Annotated in this window: 16 protein-coding genes; all 16 read left to right on the forward strand. The window is 74.8% G+C overall.

Translation table 11 applies throughout. The features are described from left to right. The first annotated feature begins 110 nt into the window (after nt 1–110). The 16 genes from ACH495_RS12405 to ACH495_RS12480 all read left to right on the forward strand — a co-directional run bounded on the left by ACH495_RS12405 (nt 111) and on the right by ACH495_RS12480 (nt 18,742). Entirely contained in the window at nt 111–1,613 is a 1,503-nt protein-coding gene (locus ACH495_RS12405) for a glycosyltransferase family 39 protein (protein ID WP_396857801.1), read from the forward strand. Nucleotides 1,614–1,681: 68 nt separating this feature from the next. Next, on the forward strand, nt 1,682–3,553 hold the full coding sequence (locus tag ACH495_RS12410; protein ID WP_396857802.1) for a glycosyltransferase family 2 protein: 1,872 nt from the start codon (nt 1,682–1,684) through the stop codon (nt 3,551–3,553). Beyond that, nucleotides 3,547–4,692, forward strand: a complete 1,146-nt coding sequence (locus tag ACH495_RS12415; RefSeq protein WP_396857803.1) for a glycoside hydrolase family 26 protein — start codon at nt 3,547–3,549, stop codon at nt 4,690–4,692. The genes ACH495_RS12410 and ACH495_RS12415 overlap by 7 nt, the downstream gene beginning before the upstream one ends. Before the next feature lie 152 nt (nt 4,693–4,844). Further along, nucleotides 4,845–7,112 (forward strand): FAD-dependent monooxygenase, encoded by a 2,268-nt coding sequence (locus ACH495_RS12420; RefSeq protein ID WP_396857804.1) that lies wholly within the window; start codon nt 4,845–4,847, stop codon nt 7,110–7,112. Nucleotides 7,113–7,135: 23 nt separating this feature from the next. Beyond that, nucleotides 7,136–7,429: a putative quinol monooxygenase gene (locus ACH495_RS12425; RefSeq protein ID WP_396857805.1), complete on the forward strand. Its 294-nt coding sequence runs from the start codon at nt 7,136–7,138 to the stop codon at nt 7,427–7,429. Next, a complete protein-coding gene (locus ACH495_RS12430; protein ID WP_396857806.1) occupies nt 7,426–8,652 on the forward strand; it encodes a cytochrome P450 in 1,227 nt (408 codons plus the stop codon). The genes ACH495_RS12425 and ACH495_RS12430 overlap by 4 nt, the downstream gene beginning before the upstream one ends. Before the next feature lie 27 nt (nt 8,653–8,679). Further along, nucleotides 8,680–9,345 (forward strand): TcmI family type II polyketide cyclase, encoded by a 666-nt coding sequence (locus ACH495_RS12435; protein ID WP_396857807.1) that lies wholly within the window; start codon nt 8,680–8,682, stop codon nt 9,343–9,345. 104 nt (nt 9,346–9,449) lie between these two features. Beyond that, the gene (locus ACH495_RS12440) at nt 9,450–11,576 is read left to right on the forward strand and encodes a sigma-70 family RNA polymerase sigma factor (RefSeq protein ID WP_396857808.1); all 2,127 of its coding nucleotides are present in this window, start codon (nt 9,450–9,452) and stop codon (nt 11,574–11,576) included. Between the two features lie 169 nt (nt 11,577–11,745). Then, the gene (locus tag ACH495_RS12445; RefSeq protein ID WP_396857809.1) at nt 11,746–13,140 is read left to right on the forward strand and encodes a pectinesterase family protein; all 1,395 of its coding nucleotides are present in this window, start codon (nt 11,746–11,748) and stop codon (nt 13,138–13,140) included. A 20-nt stretch (nt 13,141–13,160) separates the two neighbouring features. Next, nucleotides 13,161–14,546 carry a cellulose binding domain-containing protein gene (locus ACH495_RS12450; RefSeq protein ID WP_396857810.1) on the forward strand — a complete coding sequence of 462 codons (1,386 nt, stop codon included), beginning with the start codon at nt 13,161–13,163 and terminating at the stop codon, nt 14,544–14,546. A 132-nt stretch (nt 14,547–14,678) separates the two neighbouring features. Further along, complete coding sequence (locus ACH495_RS12455) at nt 14,679–15,035, forward strand: DUF1622 domain-containing protein (RefSeq protein ID WP_396857811.1); 357 nt, start codon at nt 14,679–14,681, stop codon at nt 15,033–15,035. 107 nt (nt 15,036–15,142) lie between these two features. Then, nucleotides 15,143–15,421, forward strand: a complete 279-nt coding sequence (locus ACH495_RS12460) for a hypothetical protein (protein WP_396857812.1) — start codon at nt 15,143–15,145, stop codon at nt 15,419–15,421. A gap of 94 nt (nt 15,422–15,515) precedes the next feature. Next, nucleotides 15,516–16,493: a zinc-binding alcohol dehydrogenase gene (locus ACH495_RS12465; RefSeq protein ID WP_396857813.1), complete on the forward strand. Its 978-nt coding sequence runs from the start codon at nt 15,516–15,518 to the stop codon at nt 16,491–16,493. Nucleotides 16,494–16,495: 2 nt separating this feature from the next. Beyond that, nucleotides 16,496–16,894 carry a 6-carboxytetrahydropterin synthase gene (locus ACH495_RS12470; protein ID WP_181568807.1) on the forward strand — a complete coding sequence of 133 codons (399 nt, stop codon included), beginning with the start codon at nt 16,496–16,498 and terminating at the stop codon, nt 16,892–16,894. A gap of 4 nt (nt 16,895–16,898) precedes the next feature. Next, nucleotides 16,899–17,936: a glycosyltransferase family 4 protein gene (locus ACH495_RS12475; RefSeq protein ID WP_396857814.1), complete on the forward strand. Its 1,038-nt coding sequence runs from the start codon at nt 16,899–16,901 to the stop codon at nt 17,934–17,936. Then, nucleotides 17,933–18,742 carry an SAM-dependent methyltransferase gene (locus tag ACH495_RS12480; protein WP_396857815.1) on the forward strand — a complete coding sequence of 270 codons (810 nt, stop codon included), beginning with the start codon at nt 17,933–17,935 and terminating at the stop codon, nt 18,740–18,742. The genes ACH495_RS12475 and ACH495_RS12480 overlap by 4 nt, the downstream gene beginning before the upstream one ends. Nucleotides 18,743–18,786 lie beyond the last annotated feature (44 nt).

The following is an 18,786-nucleotide window of genomic DNA, read 5'->3' on the forward strand; positions in this document are numbered from 1 at the left end:
TTAGCCTGAAAAAGGGCTTATGTCGAAGGTGAACTCCGTAGGCTCCGGGATGTCGACCCGCCTCGAGGCGGAGATCCTGGTGCCGGCCCACAGGGGATGCGTGAGTCACGATGATGGACGCGGACACCATGGTCCTGCCCCGGATCGGGCCGGCCGAGGCCGGCGTCGAGGACCCGTGGGGCGAGGACCGGCCGGCACGCCCGCGCCGGGCCGCCGCCCGCGTCACGGCCGGCCCCGCCCGGTGGCGGATCGCCGCCTGGCTGCTGCCGGCGCTGCTGACCGGCGGGCTCGGCGGGGCCGGTCTCGGGACGCCGGGGCTGCGGACCGAGGAGTTGGCCACCTGGCGCGCCGCCACGTCCCCGTGGCGCGACGCGTGGGGCGGTGACCCGGCGCTGGCGCCGTACTACCTGCTGATGCGCGGCTGGGCGGCGCTGTTCGGCGCGAGCGACCTCGCGCTGCGCGTACCGTCGCTGCTGGCGATGATCGCGGCCGCGGCGCTGGTCGGCGCGCTGGCCGCGCGGATGTTCGCGCCCGGCACGGGGGTGCTGGCCGGTGCGCTGCTCGCGGTGCTGCCGTCCTCGACCCGGTACGCGCAGGAGGCCCAACCGTACGCGGCGGCACTGTTCGCCGCCGTGCTCGCCACCTGGCTGCTGCTGCCGGTCCTTCAGCGGCCGACCGCGCGACGGCTCACCGCGTACGCCGGTGTGGTGCTCCTGCTCGGCCTGTGCCAGGCCGGCGCGGTGCTGCTGCTCGCCGGCCACGGGTGGGTCGTGCTCGCCTTCCGGCGCCGGACGGCCGGTCGCTGGCTGGCCGCGGCGACGCCGGGCGTGCTCGGCGTCGCCGCGCTGCTCTGGTCCGGCGCGCGCGACGGCGGACTCCCTCCGCCCGGTGTCCGCGTCGATCCGGGCGTCCTGGCGACCACGCCCCGGGAGGTGTTCGGCGTCGCCGCGCTCGGCGCGGTGCTGGCCGTGCTGGCGCTGTTCAGCCTCCCGCTCCGCTACGCCGCCGCGATCTGTACCGCGTGGGCGCTGGTCCCGGCGCTCGGGCTGCTGCTGGTGGCGCGGGTGGTCCCGGTCTGGTCGCCGGCCGGCCTGCTCTTCACGCTGCCGGCCTGGGCGGTGCTCGCCGCCGTGGCCCTGGCCCGGCTGCGTGCCCGCGGGGCGGTGGTCGGGCTGGCGGTGATCGCCCTGGTGGGCGCGCCGGCCCAGGTGGCCGCGCGGGGACCCGACGGGCACGGCCAGGACCCCCGCCGGGTCGCGGCGATCGTCGGCGGGCTGGGGCGGCCCGGGGACGGGGTGCTCTACGGCGACGCGGCGGCGCGGACGCTGGTGGCGCGCTACGTGCCCGCCGACCGCCGGCCGGTCGACGTGTTCGCCGCCCGGTCGGTCGACGTGTTCGCCACCCGGCCGGGCCCCGACTGTGCCGGGTGCGGCGTGGTCCCGCGCCGGCTGTGGCTGATCCAGCCCGGTCATCCGCGTGGCCCGTGGCTGCCCGGGGAGGGCGCCGGCGCGGCGGCGCGGGCGCTGCGGGCCGGGTACCGGCCGGCGCAGGTGTGGCGGCCGGCCGGGTTCACGGTGGTCCTGCTGACCGACCAACGGCGGACATCCGCCTGATTCGCCCTCTTCTCACCTGGTTGTCCGCTTAGCATCGGTCGGGGTTCCTGGCGAGCCCGATGCAGACCATGGGGGAAACGTTGGCCGTCGCCGCCGATACACGCCTGTCCCGCGCCACCCGGCCGGGGCCGTCCGGTGACCGCCCACGGGTGGGCGCCCCGCCCGGGCGGCCCGTCCCGCCGGGTTCCGACCGACGGCAGCGCAACATCCGGGCCCGCCTGGCGTACGCGCGCTGCGGCGCCACGGCCGGACCGCTGCGCCCGCCCCGGCGCCCCGACGCGCCGGTCGAACTCCGCCCCGCCGTCTCGGTCGCCGCGCGGGCGGTGCTCACCCTGCTGGTGCTGGTCAACAGCGCCGCCGGCCTGCTCTTCGTCGGTTGGCTGCTGCTGCCGCAGCACGTGCCCGGGCCGGGCGTCGTCGGGCCGGGCGGCTGGCCGACGCTCGCCGCCCGGCTCGCGTTCTGTGTGGTGGTCGGCATCGAGCTGATCCGGCTGGCGCAGAACGTGGTGGTGTGGGTGTTCGCCTTCCACGCCAAGGATCCGGTGCCGGTCGATCCGCCGGTCGGCCTCCGGGTGGCGCTGCTCACCACGATCGTGCCGAGCAAGGAGCCGCTCGACGTCGCGGAGCGGACGCTGCGCCGGCTCCGCGAGATCGTCTACTGCGGACAGGTCGACGTGTGGATCCTCGACGAGGGGGACGACCCGGCGGTGCGGGCGATGGCGGCGCGGCTGGGCGTCCGGCACTTCACCCGCCGGGGCCGGCCGGAGTACAACCAGCCGCGCGGCGAGTTCCGGGCCCGGACCAAGTCCGGCAACCACAACGCCTGGCGGGCCGAGCACGAGCACCGCTACGACGTGGTGGCCAACGTCGACCCGGACCACGTGCCGCTGCCGCACTTCCTGGAACGCACGCTCGGCTACTTCCGCGACCCCGACGTCGCGTTCGTGGTGACCCCCCAGGTGTACGGCAACATGCACCAGAACTTCGTCGCCCACGGCGCCTCGGTGCAGCAGTACCTCTACAACGGCCTGATCGCCCGGGGCGGAAACGGGCTGGACGCCCCGCTGCTCACCGGCACCGGCCATCTCTACCGGCCGGCGGCGTGGCGGACCATCGGCGGCTACCAGGACTCGATCATCGAGGACCACCTCACCAGCATCCGGATCCACGCCGCCGTCAACCCGGCCACCGGCCGCCGGTGGAAGGGCGTCTACACCCCGGACGTGGTGGCGCTGGGGGAGGGGCCGACCTCCTGGGCCGACTACTTCAACCAGCAGAAGCGCTGGGCGGCCGGCATCTGCGAGATCCTGCTCCGCCGTGAGCTGCGCGCGCCGCGCGAGCTGCCGGCCCGCCGCCGCTGGCAGTACCGCCTGCTCCAGTTCTACTACCCGAGCGTGGCGGTCAGCCTGCTGCTGGGCAACGCCGCCACCGCGCTGTACCTGCTCACCGGCGTCGACGCGGGCCGGCTCGACCCGCAGGTGTGGGCCGCGCTGTGGGGCACGACCATCGGCACCTGGTTCCTGCTGTGGCTCTGGCTGCGCCGCTTCAACATCGCCCCGCACGAGCGGGAGGAGGTGGGCATGGTCGGCATGGCGCTCGCGTTGTTCGCCGGGCCGGTCTACCTGGCCGCGGCGGTGGGCGCGGTGCTGCGCCGCCGGCTCGGCTTCGTGGTCACCGCCAAGGGGACGCTGCGTACCGCCGAGTCGCCCAGGACGTTCCGGCTGCACCTGTGCTGGGCGGCGGCCGCCGCCGGCCTGCTCGGGGCCAGCTTCGCGCTGGACCACGACCACCCGCTGCTGCGGGTCTGGCCGGCGTTGACGCTGGTCACCGGAATCGCGCCGCCGCTGATCGCCTGGGCGGAGCGGGTCCGGGCCGGCCGGGACGAGCCGGTACCGGAGCGGTCGGTGTCGACGCCGGTCGGCGGCGGTGCGCCGTGCTGAGGCCGACCGCGCCCCGGGTGGGGCTGGCGCTGGCCGGCGTGCTGCTGCTGGCGTACGCCTTCGTGGTGGCGCCCGGTCTCCGGCGCGACCCGGCGCCGGCCCCCGCGCCGGTCCCGCCCCGGGCGGTGTCGACGGCCGACGCCCCGACCACGGCCGACCCCACCGCGGGCGTCTTCCCGCCGGCCGGCCGGGCGTTCCTCGGGGTGATGACCGACAAGGGCCCGTACGACCTCACCGCCGTGGACCGGTTCACCACCGCCGCCCGGCGGGCGCCGCAGGTGCTGCTCTTCGGCGCGAGCTGGGCGTCGGCCACCTTCGACCGGAGCCTCTTCGACCGGATCGCGGACCGGGGCATGATGCCGATGCTGGGCTGGGAGCCCTGGGACCACACCGTGGACGAGGCGGCCCGGCGCACCGGGCTGACCGACCGTCAGGTCGACCGGCTCCGGTCCACCCAGCCGGACTACCGCCTGGACCGCATCGCCCGCGGCGACTTCGACGGCTACCTGCGGTCCTGGGCCGAGGGGGTGCGGTCGCTCGGCTACCCGATCGCCATCCGGTTCGCGCACGAGATGAACGGCGACTGGTACCCGTGGAGCGAGCGGGCCAACGGCAACCACCCGGGCGACTACGTGCGCGCCTGGCGGCACGTGCACGACGTGTTCACCGCAGCCGGGGCCACCGACGTCGCCTGGGTGTGGAGCCCGAACGCCCGGTGGGACAAGACGACCGCCGGGCTGGGCGGCCTCTACCCGGGCGACGACTACGTCGACTGGGTCGGCGTCACCGGCTACTACGGCACCGGCGCGTTCACCAAGACGTACTGGTCGTTCGACCAGATCTTCGGCCCGACCATCGCCGAGATCCGCACCTTCACCGGCAAGCCGCTGGTCGTCACCGAGACCGGCGCCTCCGACGTCGAGACGCGCAAGGCGCGGTGGATCCGGGAGACGTTCGCCTCGCTGCCCCGCTACCGGAACCTGATCGGGCTGATCTGGTTCGAGGTGGACAAGGAGACGGACTGGCGCATCGCCGACTCGCCGGCCGCGGCGACCGCGTTCGCCGCGTCGGTGTCCGGTGCGCGCTACGACGTGACCTGGTCGCCGGCGACGAGGCCGCGTACCGAGGCGGACCGGTAGGCCGACGCGGTCGAGGTCGACGCGCGTGACGTCCCGGTGGCGTCACCGGACGACGACACCCCGAGCGGCGCCCGTGACGGCCGGTTGACGCGACCTGCGGCAGGGTCGCGGCACGAGGCGGCACGGCGCGAGGGGACGTAATGATCAGGACGATGCTCCGGAAACGCGCGCGTCCCGGATGCGAGCCCGCGGTGGGGCCGGCCTGGGAGACGGTCGCCGGGCAGCTCAACGCGCTCCCCGGCAGTCTCCGGCACGAGCTGCTGCGCGACGCCCTGGACCCGTACGGCTTCGTCGTGGTCACCGAGTGGGCCGACGAGGCGGCGCTGCGCGCCTACCGGGACGGGCCGGTGGCGGCACGCCTGGCCGAGCTGCTCCGGCCGCTCACCGAGCCGGCCGGACCGCCGGACTACCCGCCGATGCGGGAGGACGCCGACGGGGGCGGCCCGGTCTACGTCGACGTGGAGCTGATCGTGCCGGGCGCCCGGCTCGCCGAGTTCCACCGGGGCTACCCCGAGGTGGTGCGGCGGATGACGGCCGTGCCGGGCTACCGGCGGGAACAGCTGTTACGCGAACCCGGCTCGGACGTGCACCACATCTTCGCCGAGTGGGACGGCGCGGCCGAGTTCCTCGGCTGGATCGCCGACCCGGCGCACGCCTCGGCGCAGGCCGGGCCGATCGCGCCGTTCCTCCTCGACATCCGACGCCGCCTCTTCCACGTCGTACCCGACGCGGACGACCGGCGACACCACACCACGGGCAGGGAGGCCGACGTGCAGAGGACAACTGACGTACTGGTGGTCGGGGCGGGCCCCACCGGGCTCACCGCCGCCGTCGAGCTGGCCCGGCGCGGCGTCGACTGCCGGGTGATCGACCGGCTGGCGACCCCGCCCGACCAGGCCGACAAGGCGATCGGCGTGCACTGCCGCACCATGGAGATCTGGGAGGAGCAGGGCGTCGTCCGGGAGGCGATGGACGCCGGCATCTGGCTCACCGGCAACATGGTCTTCGTCAACGGCGCGCAGACGCACCGGATGAGCTGGGAGCTGCCCGGCCTGCCGTACGCCCACCTCGGCCTGCCGCAGTACGAGACCGAGCGGATCCTCACCGACCGGCTGGCCACGCTCGGGGTGCGCCCCCGGCGCGGCGCCGAACTGGTCGACTTCACCCAGGACGGCGACGGCGTCACCGCCACCGTCCGCACCGCCGACGGCGGCACCGAGACCGTGCGTGCGGCGTACCTGATCGGCTGCGACGGCGCGCACAGCCGGGTCCGGGAGCGGCTCGGTCTCACCTTCACCGGCGGGCTCGGCCGCTTCCCGCAACTGTTCATGCTCGTCGACGTGGACGTGGACTGGGACATGCCGGACGGGCACCTGCTGCGGTTCCTGCACCTGACCGACGGGAAGATGGACGGGATGCTGGTCTGCGTCCCGCTGCGCGGGGAGCACCGGTACCGCATCGCCACGCTGGCCCCGCCCCGGTTCTTCGCCCAGACCGGCGGTCAGGACGCCCCGCCCGGGTTCAGCGAGGAACTCGCCTCGCCGACGCTCGACGACGTGCAGGCCGCCCTCGACCGGCTCGCCCCGCCCGGCACCCGGGCGACGAACCTGCGCTGGTCGTCGGTGTTCCGGATCAGTCACGGCATCGTCGACCGCTACCGGCACGGTCGCGTCTTCGTCGCCGGCGACGCCGCCCACCTGCACCCGCCGGCCGGCGGCCAGGGCATGAACACCGGCATCCAGGACGCCTGGAACCTGGCCTGGAAGCTGGCCCTGGCGGTCCGCGGGCACGCCGCCCCCGGGCTGCTGGACAGCTACGAGGCCGAGCGGCGCCCGGAGGGCGAGGAGATCGTCGGCCGCGCGGTGCGGATGGCGGGCACCGAGGAGGTGGACCGCGCCGACCTGGAACGGCAGTTCCTCCAGGAGATGTCCCTGCTGCTCAGCTACGCCGGCAGCCCGGTGGTCGGGGAGACCGTCGCCGACCCGGCCGCGCTCGGCGACGCACCCCGCCCCGGCGACCGCGCGCCGGACGTCGAGGGCCTGCGCCGGCGCGGCGTCGGGCACCCGCTGCGGTTGCGGGACCTGACCCGGGGCACCGGGCACACGCTGCTGCTCTACGCCGACGCCACGGCGGACGCGGCGGAGCTGGCCGGGTTCGCCGACCTCTGCGCCGACGCACGGCGGCAGGCCGGCGGCGAGCTGGACGCGTACCTGCTGCTCGACCCGGACGTCGACGAACCGCGGCTGGCCGACCCACCGGTGCTGCACGACGCCGACCGGCGGTTCCGCGCCGGGTACGGCCTGACCGGCACCGGGCTCTACCTGATCCGCCCGGACGGGCACGTCGGGTTCCGCGGCGCCCCGGTCGACGCCGACGCGCTCCGCAAGCACCTGTGCCTGGTGTTCGGCGGCGTCCGGTGAGCCGGGTCCGCACGGTGCTGGCGATGCGGACCCGGGAGGGCTGCGAGGAACGGTTCGAGGCCGAGTGGCGCACCGCCGCCGAGGAGATCCGCACGCTGGACGGCTGCCTGCACCAGGACCTGGTCCGCGACGCGGACGATCCGCGCACCTATCTGGTGATCAGCGACTGGGCCGACCGGGAGCGGCTGGACGCGTTCGGCCGCAGCGCCCACCGGGACCGGCTGCTGCGTGTGGTCCGGGAGTTGCGCGAGTCCGCGGAACGGCACACCTACCAGGTGTTACACAGCGTGACCGGCGAGCCGGGGGAGGTCCGATGACCGAGGACGCGGTGCCCGCCGGCGAGCTGTACACGGACGCGTTCGCGGCCGACCCCTATCCCACCTTCGCCCGGCTGCGCGCGCAGCGGCCGGTCTGCCCGGTGCGGTCGCCGCGCTTCGACTCCTGGCTGATCACCCGCTTCGAGGACGCGCGGGCGGCGCTGACCGACCCGCGGCTGTCCAAGGACCTCTACGGACCGGACCGGCACTTCCTGCGGATCTTCGGCCCGAACTCGGAGGGGCTGAACCGCAACATGCTCAACTCCGACCCGCCCGAGCACACCCGGCTGCGTCGGGTCGTGTCGCAGGCGTTCGCGCCGCGGCGGATCGAGGCACTGCGGCCCCGGGTGGCCACCACCGTCGAGCACCTGATCGACAAGATGGCGCCGCGCGGCGAGGCGGACCTGATGCGGGACTTCGCCATCCCGTTGCCGATGACTGTCATCTGCGAGCTGCTCGGCGTGCCGCCGGCCGACCACGACCGGGTGCTCGACTGGACCCAGGTCATCCGCACCTCCGGCTCGACCAGCCGCCCGCCGGAGGAGGAACGGGCGGCGGTGCAGGAGGCCCAGGCGCAACTGCACCGCTACCTGACCGACCTGGTCCGGGCCAAGCGCGACGACCCGGCCGACGACATCATCGGCGTGCTCGTGGCCGCGGTCGACCGGGACCGGACGCTGTCCGAGGCGGAGCTGGTGACCACCACGTTCCTGCTGCTGTTCGCCGGCCACCAGACCACCGCCGACTTCCTCGGCAACGCGGTGCTGGCCCTGCTCACCCACCCCGAGCAGCTGGAACTGCTGCGCAGCACGCCGCGCCTGCTGCCCACCGCGATCGAGGAGCTGCTCCGGTTCGACGGCCCGCTGCCGGTGGCCAGCCCGCGCATCGCCACCGAGGACGTCGAATACCAGGGGGTACGCATCCCGCGCGGGTCGATCGTCGGGGTGGCGATCAACGCGGCGAACCACGACCCGGCCCACTTCGCCGACCCGGACCGGCTGGACCTGCGCCGGGTCCGGGGGCCGCACCTCGGCTTCGGTCACGGCGTGCACTACTGCCTGGGCGTCTCGCTGGCCCGGATGGAGGCGCTGCTCGCGCTCTCCGCGCTGCTGCGCCGGCTGCCCGGGCTGCGGCTCGCCGTGCCGCTCGCCGAGGTGCGCCGGCTGCCCGCCGCCTCGCCCTTCCGCGGCCTGCTGGAACTGCCGGTCACCTTCACCGTCTAGCCCGCCCACCCAGCCAAGGAGCACGTCATGGTCTTCCGGAACGTGATCGTCTGCCACATGGTCCCCGGCAGCGACGAGATCGTCGGCAACGTCTTCGGCCACTACGACCAGATCACCCGACCGCAGGACCTCGGCGTCATCGGCCGGTACCTGCTGTCGCACCACGACCTCTACCTGCACGTGATCGAACGTGAGCAGGACCCGAGGATCTCCGGGCAGACCCGCGGGCTGCCCGCGTTCCAGAAGATCGCCGAGGAGATCGGCCCGTACGTGACGCCGTACCCGCGGTACTGGAAGAACCCGTCGGACTCGGTGGCCAAGGAGTTCTACCACTGGGCGCCGGAGGGCCAGCCGCCCGACGACACCACGCTGACCGTGATCGTGGGGCGGATCAAGCCGGGCGCCGAACCCGACGTGGCCCGGGTCTTCGCCGAGTCCGACGCCGGGCCGCTGCCGACCGAGCTGGGCGTCACCGGGCGCTGGCTCTACTCGATCGACGACGTCTACGTGCACCTGCTGGAGCAGGAGTCCGCGGCCGCCGAGGCCACCCGCGACCAGCACACCGACACGGCGGCGTTCGACAAGGTGCGGCGGGACCTCGGCCCGTACGTCGAGCCGTACCGGCCGGACCTCTGCCACGGCCCGCAGGACCAGGTGGCCACCGTCTTCTACCGCTGGCGCGCGCAGGACTGAGCCGGCCGGTGTTTACATGCCGGTAACCGCTGTGCCAGCCTCGTGGGCGCGCTCCCACGATCGCCGGTGGTCGGGATCCCGCGGGGGCCGGAGGGCGGTGCGCGGTGACGGCGGCGGCGGACGTCGAGCTGGTGGCGGCCGCGCGCCGCGGTGACCGGAGCGCGCTCACCGCGCTGCTCGCCGCCCACCTGCCGCTGGTCTACAACGTGGTCGGCCGCGCGTTGGCCGGGCACGCCGACGTCGACGACGTGGTCCAGGAGGTCATGCTGCGGGTGGTCGAGCGGCTGCCCGCGTTGCGCGACCCGGAACGCTTCCGGGCCTGGTTGGTCACCATCGCCATCCGCCAGGTCCGGGAGCACGCCCGCCGGCGGGCCGCCGCCCGGCAGGCGCCGCTGGAGGCGTACGCGGAGGTGCCGGACCCGGCGGTCGACGTGGCCGGCGAGGCGTTGGCCGGGATGGCGCGGGACGCCGAGCGGCGGACCGTGCTCGCCGCGGTCGCCTGGCTCGACCCCGACGACCGCGAGGTGCTCGCGCTGTGGTGGCAGGAGCTCACCGGTGAGCTGACCCGCGCGGACCTGGCCGAGGCGCTGACCGTCGCGCCGGCGCACGCGGCGGTCCGGGTGCAGCGGATGCGGGCGCGGCTCGCGCAGGCGTACACCGTGCTGGCCGCGTGGCGGGCCCGGCCGCGCTGCCCGGGGCTGGCGCTGGCCGCGCGGGGCTGGGACGGCGTGCTCGTCCCGCTGTGGCGCAAGCGGCTGGGCCGGCACGTGCTCGGCTGTCCGGCGTGCCTCGCGGCCGGCGGACGTGCTGTCGCGCCCGAGCGGGTGCTGCCCGTGCTGGCCGGGCTGGCGGTGCCGGCCGGGCTGCGCGCGGCGGTCGAGGCCCGGGCGGTCGCGCCGGCGGCGTCGACCGCCGCGTCGGGCGTGGCGGGCGGCCTGCGGCGGATGCTGTCGCACCAGGCCGCGGTCGCGGCGGGCACGGTCGCGGTCCTGGCCGCCGGCGGGCTCGTCCTCGCCGTGCGCCACGAGCCCGACGTCCGCGACGGCGTGGTGGCCGCCGCGCCGACGATGCCGGCCCGCGGTGGCCCGTCCGCCCCGCCCGCGCCGTCCGGATCGCCGAGTGGCACCCCGACGCCTCGGCCGTCGCGGGCGCGCACCGGCGTCACCGACGCCGACATCATCGTCGCCCCGGACGGCCGCGACGACGGCGACGGCAGTCTCCGCCGCCCGTTCGCCACGCTGGGCCGGGCGGTCGAGGTGGTCCGGCCCGGCCAGACCATCGCGCTGCGCGGCGGCACCTACCGGATGACCGAGCCGGTGACCATCACCACCGACGGCGCCGCGGACCGGCGCATCGTGCTCGGCGCCTACCGGGCCGAGCGGCCGGTGCTCGACGCCGCCGCGATCCCCGCCGACAAGTGGGCGGTCACCCAGCGGACCGCCTGGTGGACCGTGCAGGACCTCGAGGTACGCGGCTCCCGCAGCCACGCCTGGGTCTGCCGGTCCTGCGCCCACACCGTGTTCCGCCGGCTGTCCATGCACGACAACGTCCGTTCCGGCCTGACGCTGCGCGACCCGGGGACGGTCGACAACCAGGTGCTCGACAGCGACTTCTTCCGCAGCTACGACCCGGCGGACCCGGGCGGCTCCGGGATCGGGCTGGCGGTCAAGTTCGGCACCGGCGCCGGGAACGTGCTGCGCGGCAACCGGGCCTTCCACAACGCCGACGACGGCGTCGACCTCGGCGGGTTCGCCGACCCGGTGACCGTGGAGCGGAACTGGTCCTACGGCAACGGGCAGAACCGCTGGGGCGTGGCCGGCTGGGACAGCAACGGGTACGGCTTCTCCCTCGGCGGCGGTGAGCCGATCCCGGCCGGGCACCGGGTGCGGGGGAACGCGGCCTGGGGCAACCGGGGGCACGGCTTCGGCGTGGAGGCCAACAGCGGGCCGATCGACCTCACCGGCAACACGGCCTTCCGCAACGGCGGCGCCGGCTTCGACCTGGCCGGCGGCGACGCCACGGCGCGACGGAACCTGGCCGTGGAGAACGCCGTACCGGCCCGCGGCGCCGTGGACGCCACCGGCAACTCGTGGGACGGCGGGACCGCCGTCCGGCTGCGGTCGACCGACCCGGGTGCGGCCGAGGGACCGCGCCGGCCGGACGGGACGTTGCCGTCCACCCGCTACCTCGGCACCGGAACCGGCGTCGGCGCCGACCTGACCATCTCCTGAGAAATCTGCGGAAAACCGTTGCCGCGGTCGCGGTGGCCCGTCTGTGTGCTGACGGGTCGCCGGGCAGCACCCGTTCCGGGCACCGCTCCCTGCCGTGCGGGCCGCCGCCAGCGATGGCGGTGACGGTGGGGGCGACCACACCGCATCCGCACCGAACCCCGGGAGAACCGTGAGACATCTCGTCCGACGACGGACGGCGGCCGTGCTCGCCGTCCTCGTCACCACCGCCATCGCCGCCGTGGGCATCGCCACCGCCGGCCCGTCCCAGGCCGCCGCGGGCTGCCAGGTCGACTACCGGGTCACCACGCAGTGGTCCGGCGGCTTCAGCGCGGCCATCACCATCCGTAACCTCGGTGACACGCTCACCGGCTGGCGTCTCGGCTGGACGTTCCCGGCCGGGCAGACCGTCACGCAGGCGTGGGGCTTCACCGCCAGCTCGTCCGGCGCGGCCGTCGTCGCCACCAACGTCGACTGGAACGCGACAATCGCCGCCGGCGCGAGCGTCGAGGTCGGCTTCAACGGCGCATCGAGCGGCACCACCAACCCGAGCCCTACCGCGTTCACGCTCAACGGCGTCGCCTGCGGCGGCTCGTCCACCCCCACCCCCACGTCCACCCCGACCGCCACCCCCACGTCCACCCCGACGCCCACGCCCACCCCGACCACCCCGCCGCCGGCCGGCAAGCCGACGGTGGCCGCGGACGGCAGCGGCAGCTACCGCACCGTGCAGGAGGCGGTGGACGCGGTGCCGGCGAACAACACCACCCGACGGGTCATCACCATCAAGCCCGGCACCTACCGGCAGGTGGTGCGCGTGCCGGCGAACAAGCCGAACATCACCTTCCAGGGGCTCGGCTCGTCCCCGTCGAACACCGTGCTCGTGTTCAACAACTCGGCGAACAACGGCGGCACCTTCGCCAGCGCGAGCATGTTCGTCGACGGCGCGAACTTCGTCGCGGAGAACCTGACCATCGCCAACGACTTCGACGAGAACTCCACGACCGTCAACCAGCAGGCCGTCGCGCTGAACCTCAACGCCGACCGGGCCGTGCTGCGCTCCGTGCGGCTCCTCGGCGACCAGGACACCTTCCTGGTCAACGCCCGCGCCCGCGCGTACGTGGTCGACTCCTACCTCGAGGGCACCACCGACTTCATCTTCGGCGACGGCACCATCGTCATCAACGCCTCCACCATCCACGAGAAGCGCTCCACCGGCAGCGCCATCACCGCCGCCAGAACCGACCCCGCCAAGACCTACGGCTTCCTGATCTACCGGTCCACCATCACCGGCACCGGCACCAACAACACCACCCTCGGCCGTCCCTGGGGCCAGGGCGCCCAGGTGCTCTACCGCGAGTCCACGCTCAGCAACACCATCAAGATCAGTCAGCCGTGGACCAACATGGGCGACGCCACCTGGCAGAACGCCCGCTTCTCCGAATACCGGAACACCGGCCCCGGCGCTACCGTCAACGGCAACCGTCCCCAGTTGAGCGACGCCCAGGCGGCGAACTACACCCCGCAGCGGTACCTGGCCGGCACCGACGGTTGGAACCCGCTGTGAACACCACCCGGGAGAGGGACATGACGAACCCGACGACGCGCCGGTCCTGGCGTACCGGCCTGGTGCTGGGCGCCACCGCGGCGCTCGCGGTGGCCGGCGCGGTCACCGCGGTCACCGCGCAGGCGGCGGCCGGCTGCCGGGTCGACTACCGGGTGTCCAGCGAGTGGGGCGGCGGCTTCAACGCCGACGTGACGGTCACCAACCTGGGCGACGCGCTCAACGGCTGGCGGCTGGCCTGGACGTTCCCCGCCGGCCAGCAGGTGAGCCAGGCGTGGAACGCGGTGATTCCGACCGGTACGTCGAGCGTCACCGCGACCAATGTCGACCACAACGCCGCGGTGCCGACCGGCGGCAGCGTGTCGTTCGGCTTCACCGGCTCGCGCGGCGCCACCAACCCGCCGCCGACGGCGTTCACGCTCAACGGCACCGCCTGCGCCGGCGGGGGCGCCCCGACCACCGGCGCGCCCAGCCCGACCCCGCCCAGCCCGACCCCCAGCGCGCCGCCGGCCGGTGTCCCGTACGCGAACACGCCGGACGGGTTCGCCGGGGCGGCCGGCACGACCGGCGGGGCCGGTGGCCCCACGGTCACCGTGACCAACCAGGCCGACCTGGAACGCTACGCCTCGGCCAGCACCCCGTACGTGATCCGGGTCGGCGCGGCCATCACGATCACCCCGTACGGCCGGGAGATCCCGGTCAGGTCCCACAAGACCATCGTCGGCGTCGGCAAGAACGGCCAGATCGTCAACGGCGGATTCAACCTCGGCACCGGCACCAGCAACGTGATCATCCGGAACCTCACCATCCGTGACACCCGGATGACCTCCGACGACCCGGACGACAAGGACTTCGACTACGACGGCATCCAGATGGACACCGCCGACCGGATCTGGATCGACCACAACCAGATCGTGCGGATGAACGACGGCCTGATCGACAGCCGCAAGGACACCACCAACCTGACCGTGTCCTGGAACGTCATCGCCGAGGGCAACAAGGCGTTCGGCATCGGCTGGACCACCAACGTCACCGCCCGCATCACCATCCACCACAACTGGATCCACGACACCAACGTGCGCAACCCCAGCACCGACAACGTCGCGTACGCCCACCTCTACAACAACTACCTGCAGAACGTCCGCGGCTACGGCAACTACTCCCGCGGCGCCACCAGGATGGTCATCGAGAACACCTACTACGACACCGTCAAGGACCCCTACTACCGCGACGACACCGCCGAGCTGCGCCAGACCGGCAGCGTCTGCGTGAGCTGCACCGGCCAGCGCGAGACCGGCGGCTTCGCGTTCACCCCGTCGAGCTTCTACACCTACCGGCTCGACCCCGCCGCCGACGTGCCCGCCCTGCTGCGCACCCACGCCGGCCCGCAGGCCGCCATCGGGCAGTGACGCCGCCGGCCGGGACGGCACGGGTCACCGGCCCGCCGTCCCGGCCGGACGTCCCGCACCGGCGGTGCGGTCGCGGAAACCCGCTCGCCGCCCCGCCGGATACGCCAGGCTGAGGCGTACGGGGGGTGTCGGGTGCCGACGAAGGAGATCATCCAGCACGTCGGGGCGCTGCTGGACCTGGCCGGGGTGCTGGTCATCGCGGTCGGCGTCACGGTCGCCTCGGTGGTGTTCGCGGTGCGCTGCGGTCGTACCCGGCAGGTGGTGGCGCACTACCGGGCGTACCGGCAGGGGGTCGGGCGGGCCATCCTGCTCGGCCTGGAGTTCCTGGTCGGCGGCGACATCATCCGCACGGTCGCGGTGTCGCCCACGTTCACCAGCGTGGGCGTGCTGGCGTTGATCGTGCTGGTCCGGACGTTCCTCAGCTTCTCGCTGGAGGTGGAGCTGGACGGCCGCTGGCCGTGGCAGGGCAAGCCTCCGGAGGGCCGTTGAGCCGGACGTGACATGTATTGCTGGTCGGCACCGGCGCGCAGGTGAGAGGTTTGATCTCGACTCACCGGGTCACTGATACCGGGAGTGCCGACGGAAGGGGAACACCGGTGCCCGACACGATCCGGACCAGGTCCAGTCAGGACGCCGTCCTGCCACGCGGCGTCACCGACCCGTTGCTGTGGCGCAGCGCGTACGACGTCGCCGCCGCGCACCGGGCGGACGCCGCCGGCCGGTGCTCCAGCCTGCTCTGCGCCGGCCGTCCGGCGCCCTGCGAGCCGTTGACCGCCGCCCGTCGGGCGATGCGACTGGCCGGGGACGCCGGCCGCCGCGCCGAGCACGGCGAGTCGGACACCCGGCCGGCCGGGGAGCGGCGGCGGGCCGCCTGAGCGGCCGGTGGGTCGGGCGGTTCGAACCCGGGCCGCCCCGCTTCCGTGTTTATGATCGACAACTCGGTCGGAATGCGGGAGACGAGGAGGATTCGTGACCGTCGACGCCCACGCGTTCTGGCTCCGCGCCCCCGGTCAGGGCGAGATCCGGCCGGTCCGCCTCGACCCGCCCGGCGCTGGTGAGGTGCTGGTCCGCACCCGGTTCACCGGCGTCAGCCGGGGCACCGAGACGCTGGTCTTCACCGGTCGGGTCCCCACCGACCAGCACGCCGCCATGCGGGCGCCGTTCCAGGACGGCGACTTCCCGGCGCCGGTCAAGTACGGCTACCTCAACGTCGGCACCGTCGAGGCCGGCCCGGCGGAGCTGCGCGGGCGTACCGTGTTCTGCCTGTACCCGCACCAGACCGCGTACGTGGTCCCGGCCGGGTCCGTGGTGGTGGTGCCGGACGGTGTGCCGGCGGCCCGCGCGGTGCTGGCCGGCACCGTGGAGACCGCGGTGAACGCGCTCTGGGACGCCGCGCCGCTGGTCGGCGACCGGGTCACCGTGATCGGCGGGGGAATGGTCGGGTGCAGCGTGACCGCGCTGCTGGCCCGGTTCCCCGGCGTCCGGGTCGAGCTGGTCGACGCCGACCCGGGCAAGGCCGCGGTCGCCGAGGCGCTCGGTGTCGACTTCGCCTCGCCCGCCGACGCGGCCGGCGAGCGCGACCTGGTGGTGCACGCCAGCGCCAGCGCCGACGGGCTGCAACGCGGCCTGGAACTGCTCCGCCCGGAGGGGACCGTGCTGGAACTGAGCTGGTACGGCGACCGTCCGGTCACGCTCGCCCTCGGCGGCGTGTTCCACTCCCGGCGGCTCGGCATCCGCAGCAGTCAGGTCGGCACCGTGTCGCCGCGGCGGGCCGACCGCAGCTACGCCGACCGGCTCGCCGTCGCCCTTGACCTGCTGGCCGACCCGGCCTTCGACGCGCTGCTCACCGGCCGGTCCCGGTTCACCGACCTGCCCGACGTGCTGGACCGGCTCGCCTCGGGTGAGCTGCCGGCGCTCTGTCATCTCATCACCTACGGCGAGGAGTGAACGTGTTCAGCGTGACCGTCCGGGACCACATGATGGTCGCCCACAGTTTCCGCGGCGAGGTGTTCGGCCCGGCCCAGCGGCTGCACGGCGCCACCTTCGTCGTCGACGCCACGTTCCGCCGGCCGGAGCTGGACGCCGACGGGATCGTGGTCGACATCGGCCTGGCCACCGAGCAGCTCAGGGCCGTGCTGGGCGAGCTGACCTACCGCAACCTGGACGACGAGCCGGCCTTCGCGGGGGTGAACACCACCACCGAGGTGCTGGCCCGCACGGTCGCCGACCGGCTCGCCGACGCGGTGCACGCCGGCCGGCTGGGGGAGGGTGCCCGCGGCCTGGCCGGCATCACCGTCACGCTGCACGAGTCACATGTCGCCTGGGCGAGCTACGAGCGGTCGCTGTGACCGGATGACCGCCGTCCACGTGGTGCTGCCGGGCGACATCGACGACCCGGCGAACCCCAGCGGCGGTAACGCCTACGACCGGCACGCCTGTCGCGGGCTGGCGGCGCTCGGCTGGACCGTGCGTGAGCACCCGGTGCCGGGCGGCTGGCCGCACCCGGGGGACCGGGAACGGTCCGCGCTGGCCGGGCTGCTCGCCGGGCTGCCCGGCGGCGCCACCGTGCTGCTCGACGGCCTGGTCGCCTCGACCGTGCCGGACGTGCTCGCCCCGCACGCCGCGCGTCTGCGCCTGGTGGTGCTGGTGCACCTGCCGATCGAGGACGCGGCCGAGCGGCGGGCCCTCGACGCGGCGACCGCGGTGGTCGCCACCAGCGAGTGGACCCGCCGCCGGCTGCTCGACCGCTACCCGCTCGACCCCGATCGGGTGACTGTCGCGCCGCCCGGCGTCGACCCGGCGCCGGTCGCCCCCGGCACGCCCGGCGGCGGGCGGCTGCTCTGCGTCGCGGCGGTCACCCCGGTCAAGGGCCACGACGTGCTGGCCGCCGCGCTCGCCGAGGTCACCGACCTGGACTGGACCTGCGACTGGATCGGCCCGCTCGACCGGGACCCGGCGTTCGTGGCCCGGCTGCGCCGAGAGCTCGCCGCCGCCGGGCTGGCCGACCGGGTCCGCCTGCTCGGCCCGCGCACCGGAGGCGAGCTGGCCGGCGCGTACGCCGCCGCCGATCTGCTGGTCCAGCCCTCCCGGCGGGAGACGTACGGCATGGTGGTGACCGAGGCGCTGGCCCGGGGCGTACCGGTGCTGGCCAGCGACACCGGCGGCCTGCCGGCCACGCTCGGGCACGCGCCCGGCGGCGGCCGGCCCGGCCTGCTGGCGCCGCCGGAGGACCCGGGCGCGACCGCCGACGCGCTGCGCCGCTGGCTCACCGAGCCCGGCCTACGGGACCGGCTGCGCCGCGCCGCCCGGCAGCGGCGGCACACCCTCACCGGCTGGTCGGTCACCGTGGACCGGCTGGCGACGGCGCTGAAGGAGGCGACCCCGGCATGACCACCTCACTCCCGCCCGACTTCGCGGACTGGCTGCGGCTGCGCGAGCCCGCCGACGCGGCTGCCCGCTCGGTCGAGCTGGCCGACGCGGCCCGCGACCGGCTGCCCGCCGGTCGCCCGCTGGTCGTGCACGACCTGGGCAGCGGCACCGGGTCGATGGCCCGCTGGCTCGCCCCCCGGCTGCCCGGCCCGCAGCGCTGGGTGCTGCACGAACGCGACAGGCACCTGCTGGCACTGGCCACCGCCGGCGGGCTCACCGCCGCCGACGGCGAGCCGGTCACGGTGACCACCCGTGGCTCGGACATCACCCGACTGACCCGCGCCGACCTGGCCGACGCCCACCTGATCACCGCGTCGGCGCTGCTGGACATGCTCACCGCCGAGGAGATCGACCGGATGGTGGACGCCTGCGTCGGTCATCCGACGCTGTTCGCGCTCACCGTGTCCGGCCGGGCGGAGTTCGCCCCGGCGGATCCGCTCGACGCCGAGCTGGTGGACGCGTTCAACGCCCACCAGCGGCGGACCGTCGACGGGCGGGCCCTGCTCGGGCCGGACGCGGTGGACGCCACAGTGGCCGCGTTCGGTCGGCACGGCGTCGAGGTGGCGGTGCGGTCCACCCCGTGGCGGCTCGGGCCGGAGCAGGCCGCGCTGACCGCCGAGTGGCTGACCGGCTGGGTCGACGCGGCCGTCGAGGAACGCCCGCATCTGGCCGGCCCCGCCGCGACGTATACCAAGTGGCGGCTCGTCGAGGCCGCCGCCGGCCGGGTCGAGGCGGTGCTGCACCACGCCGACCTGCTCGCCGGCTGAACCGAACGGCCCGCCGACACGTGACATCCGGTGGGAACGAGGGA

The organism is Micromonospora sp. NPDC018662, from assembly GCF_044391475.1.
GTDB lineage: Bacteria > Actinomycetota > Actinomycetes > Mycobacteriales > Micromonosporaceae > Micromonospora.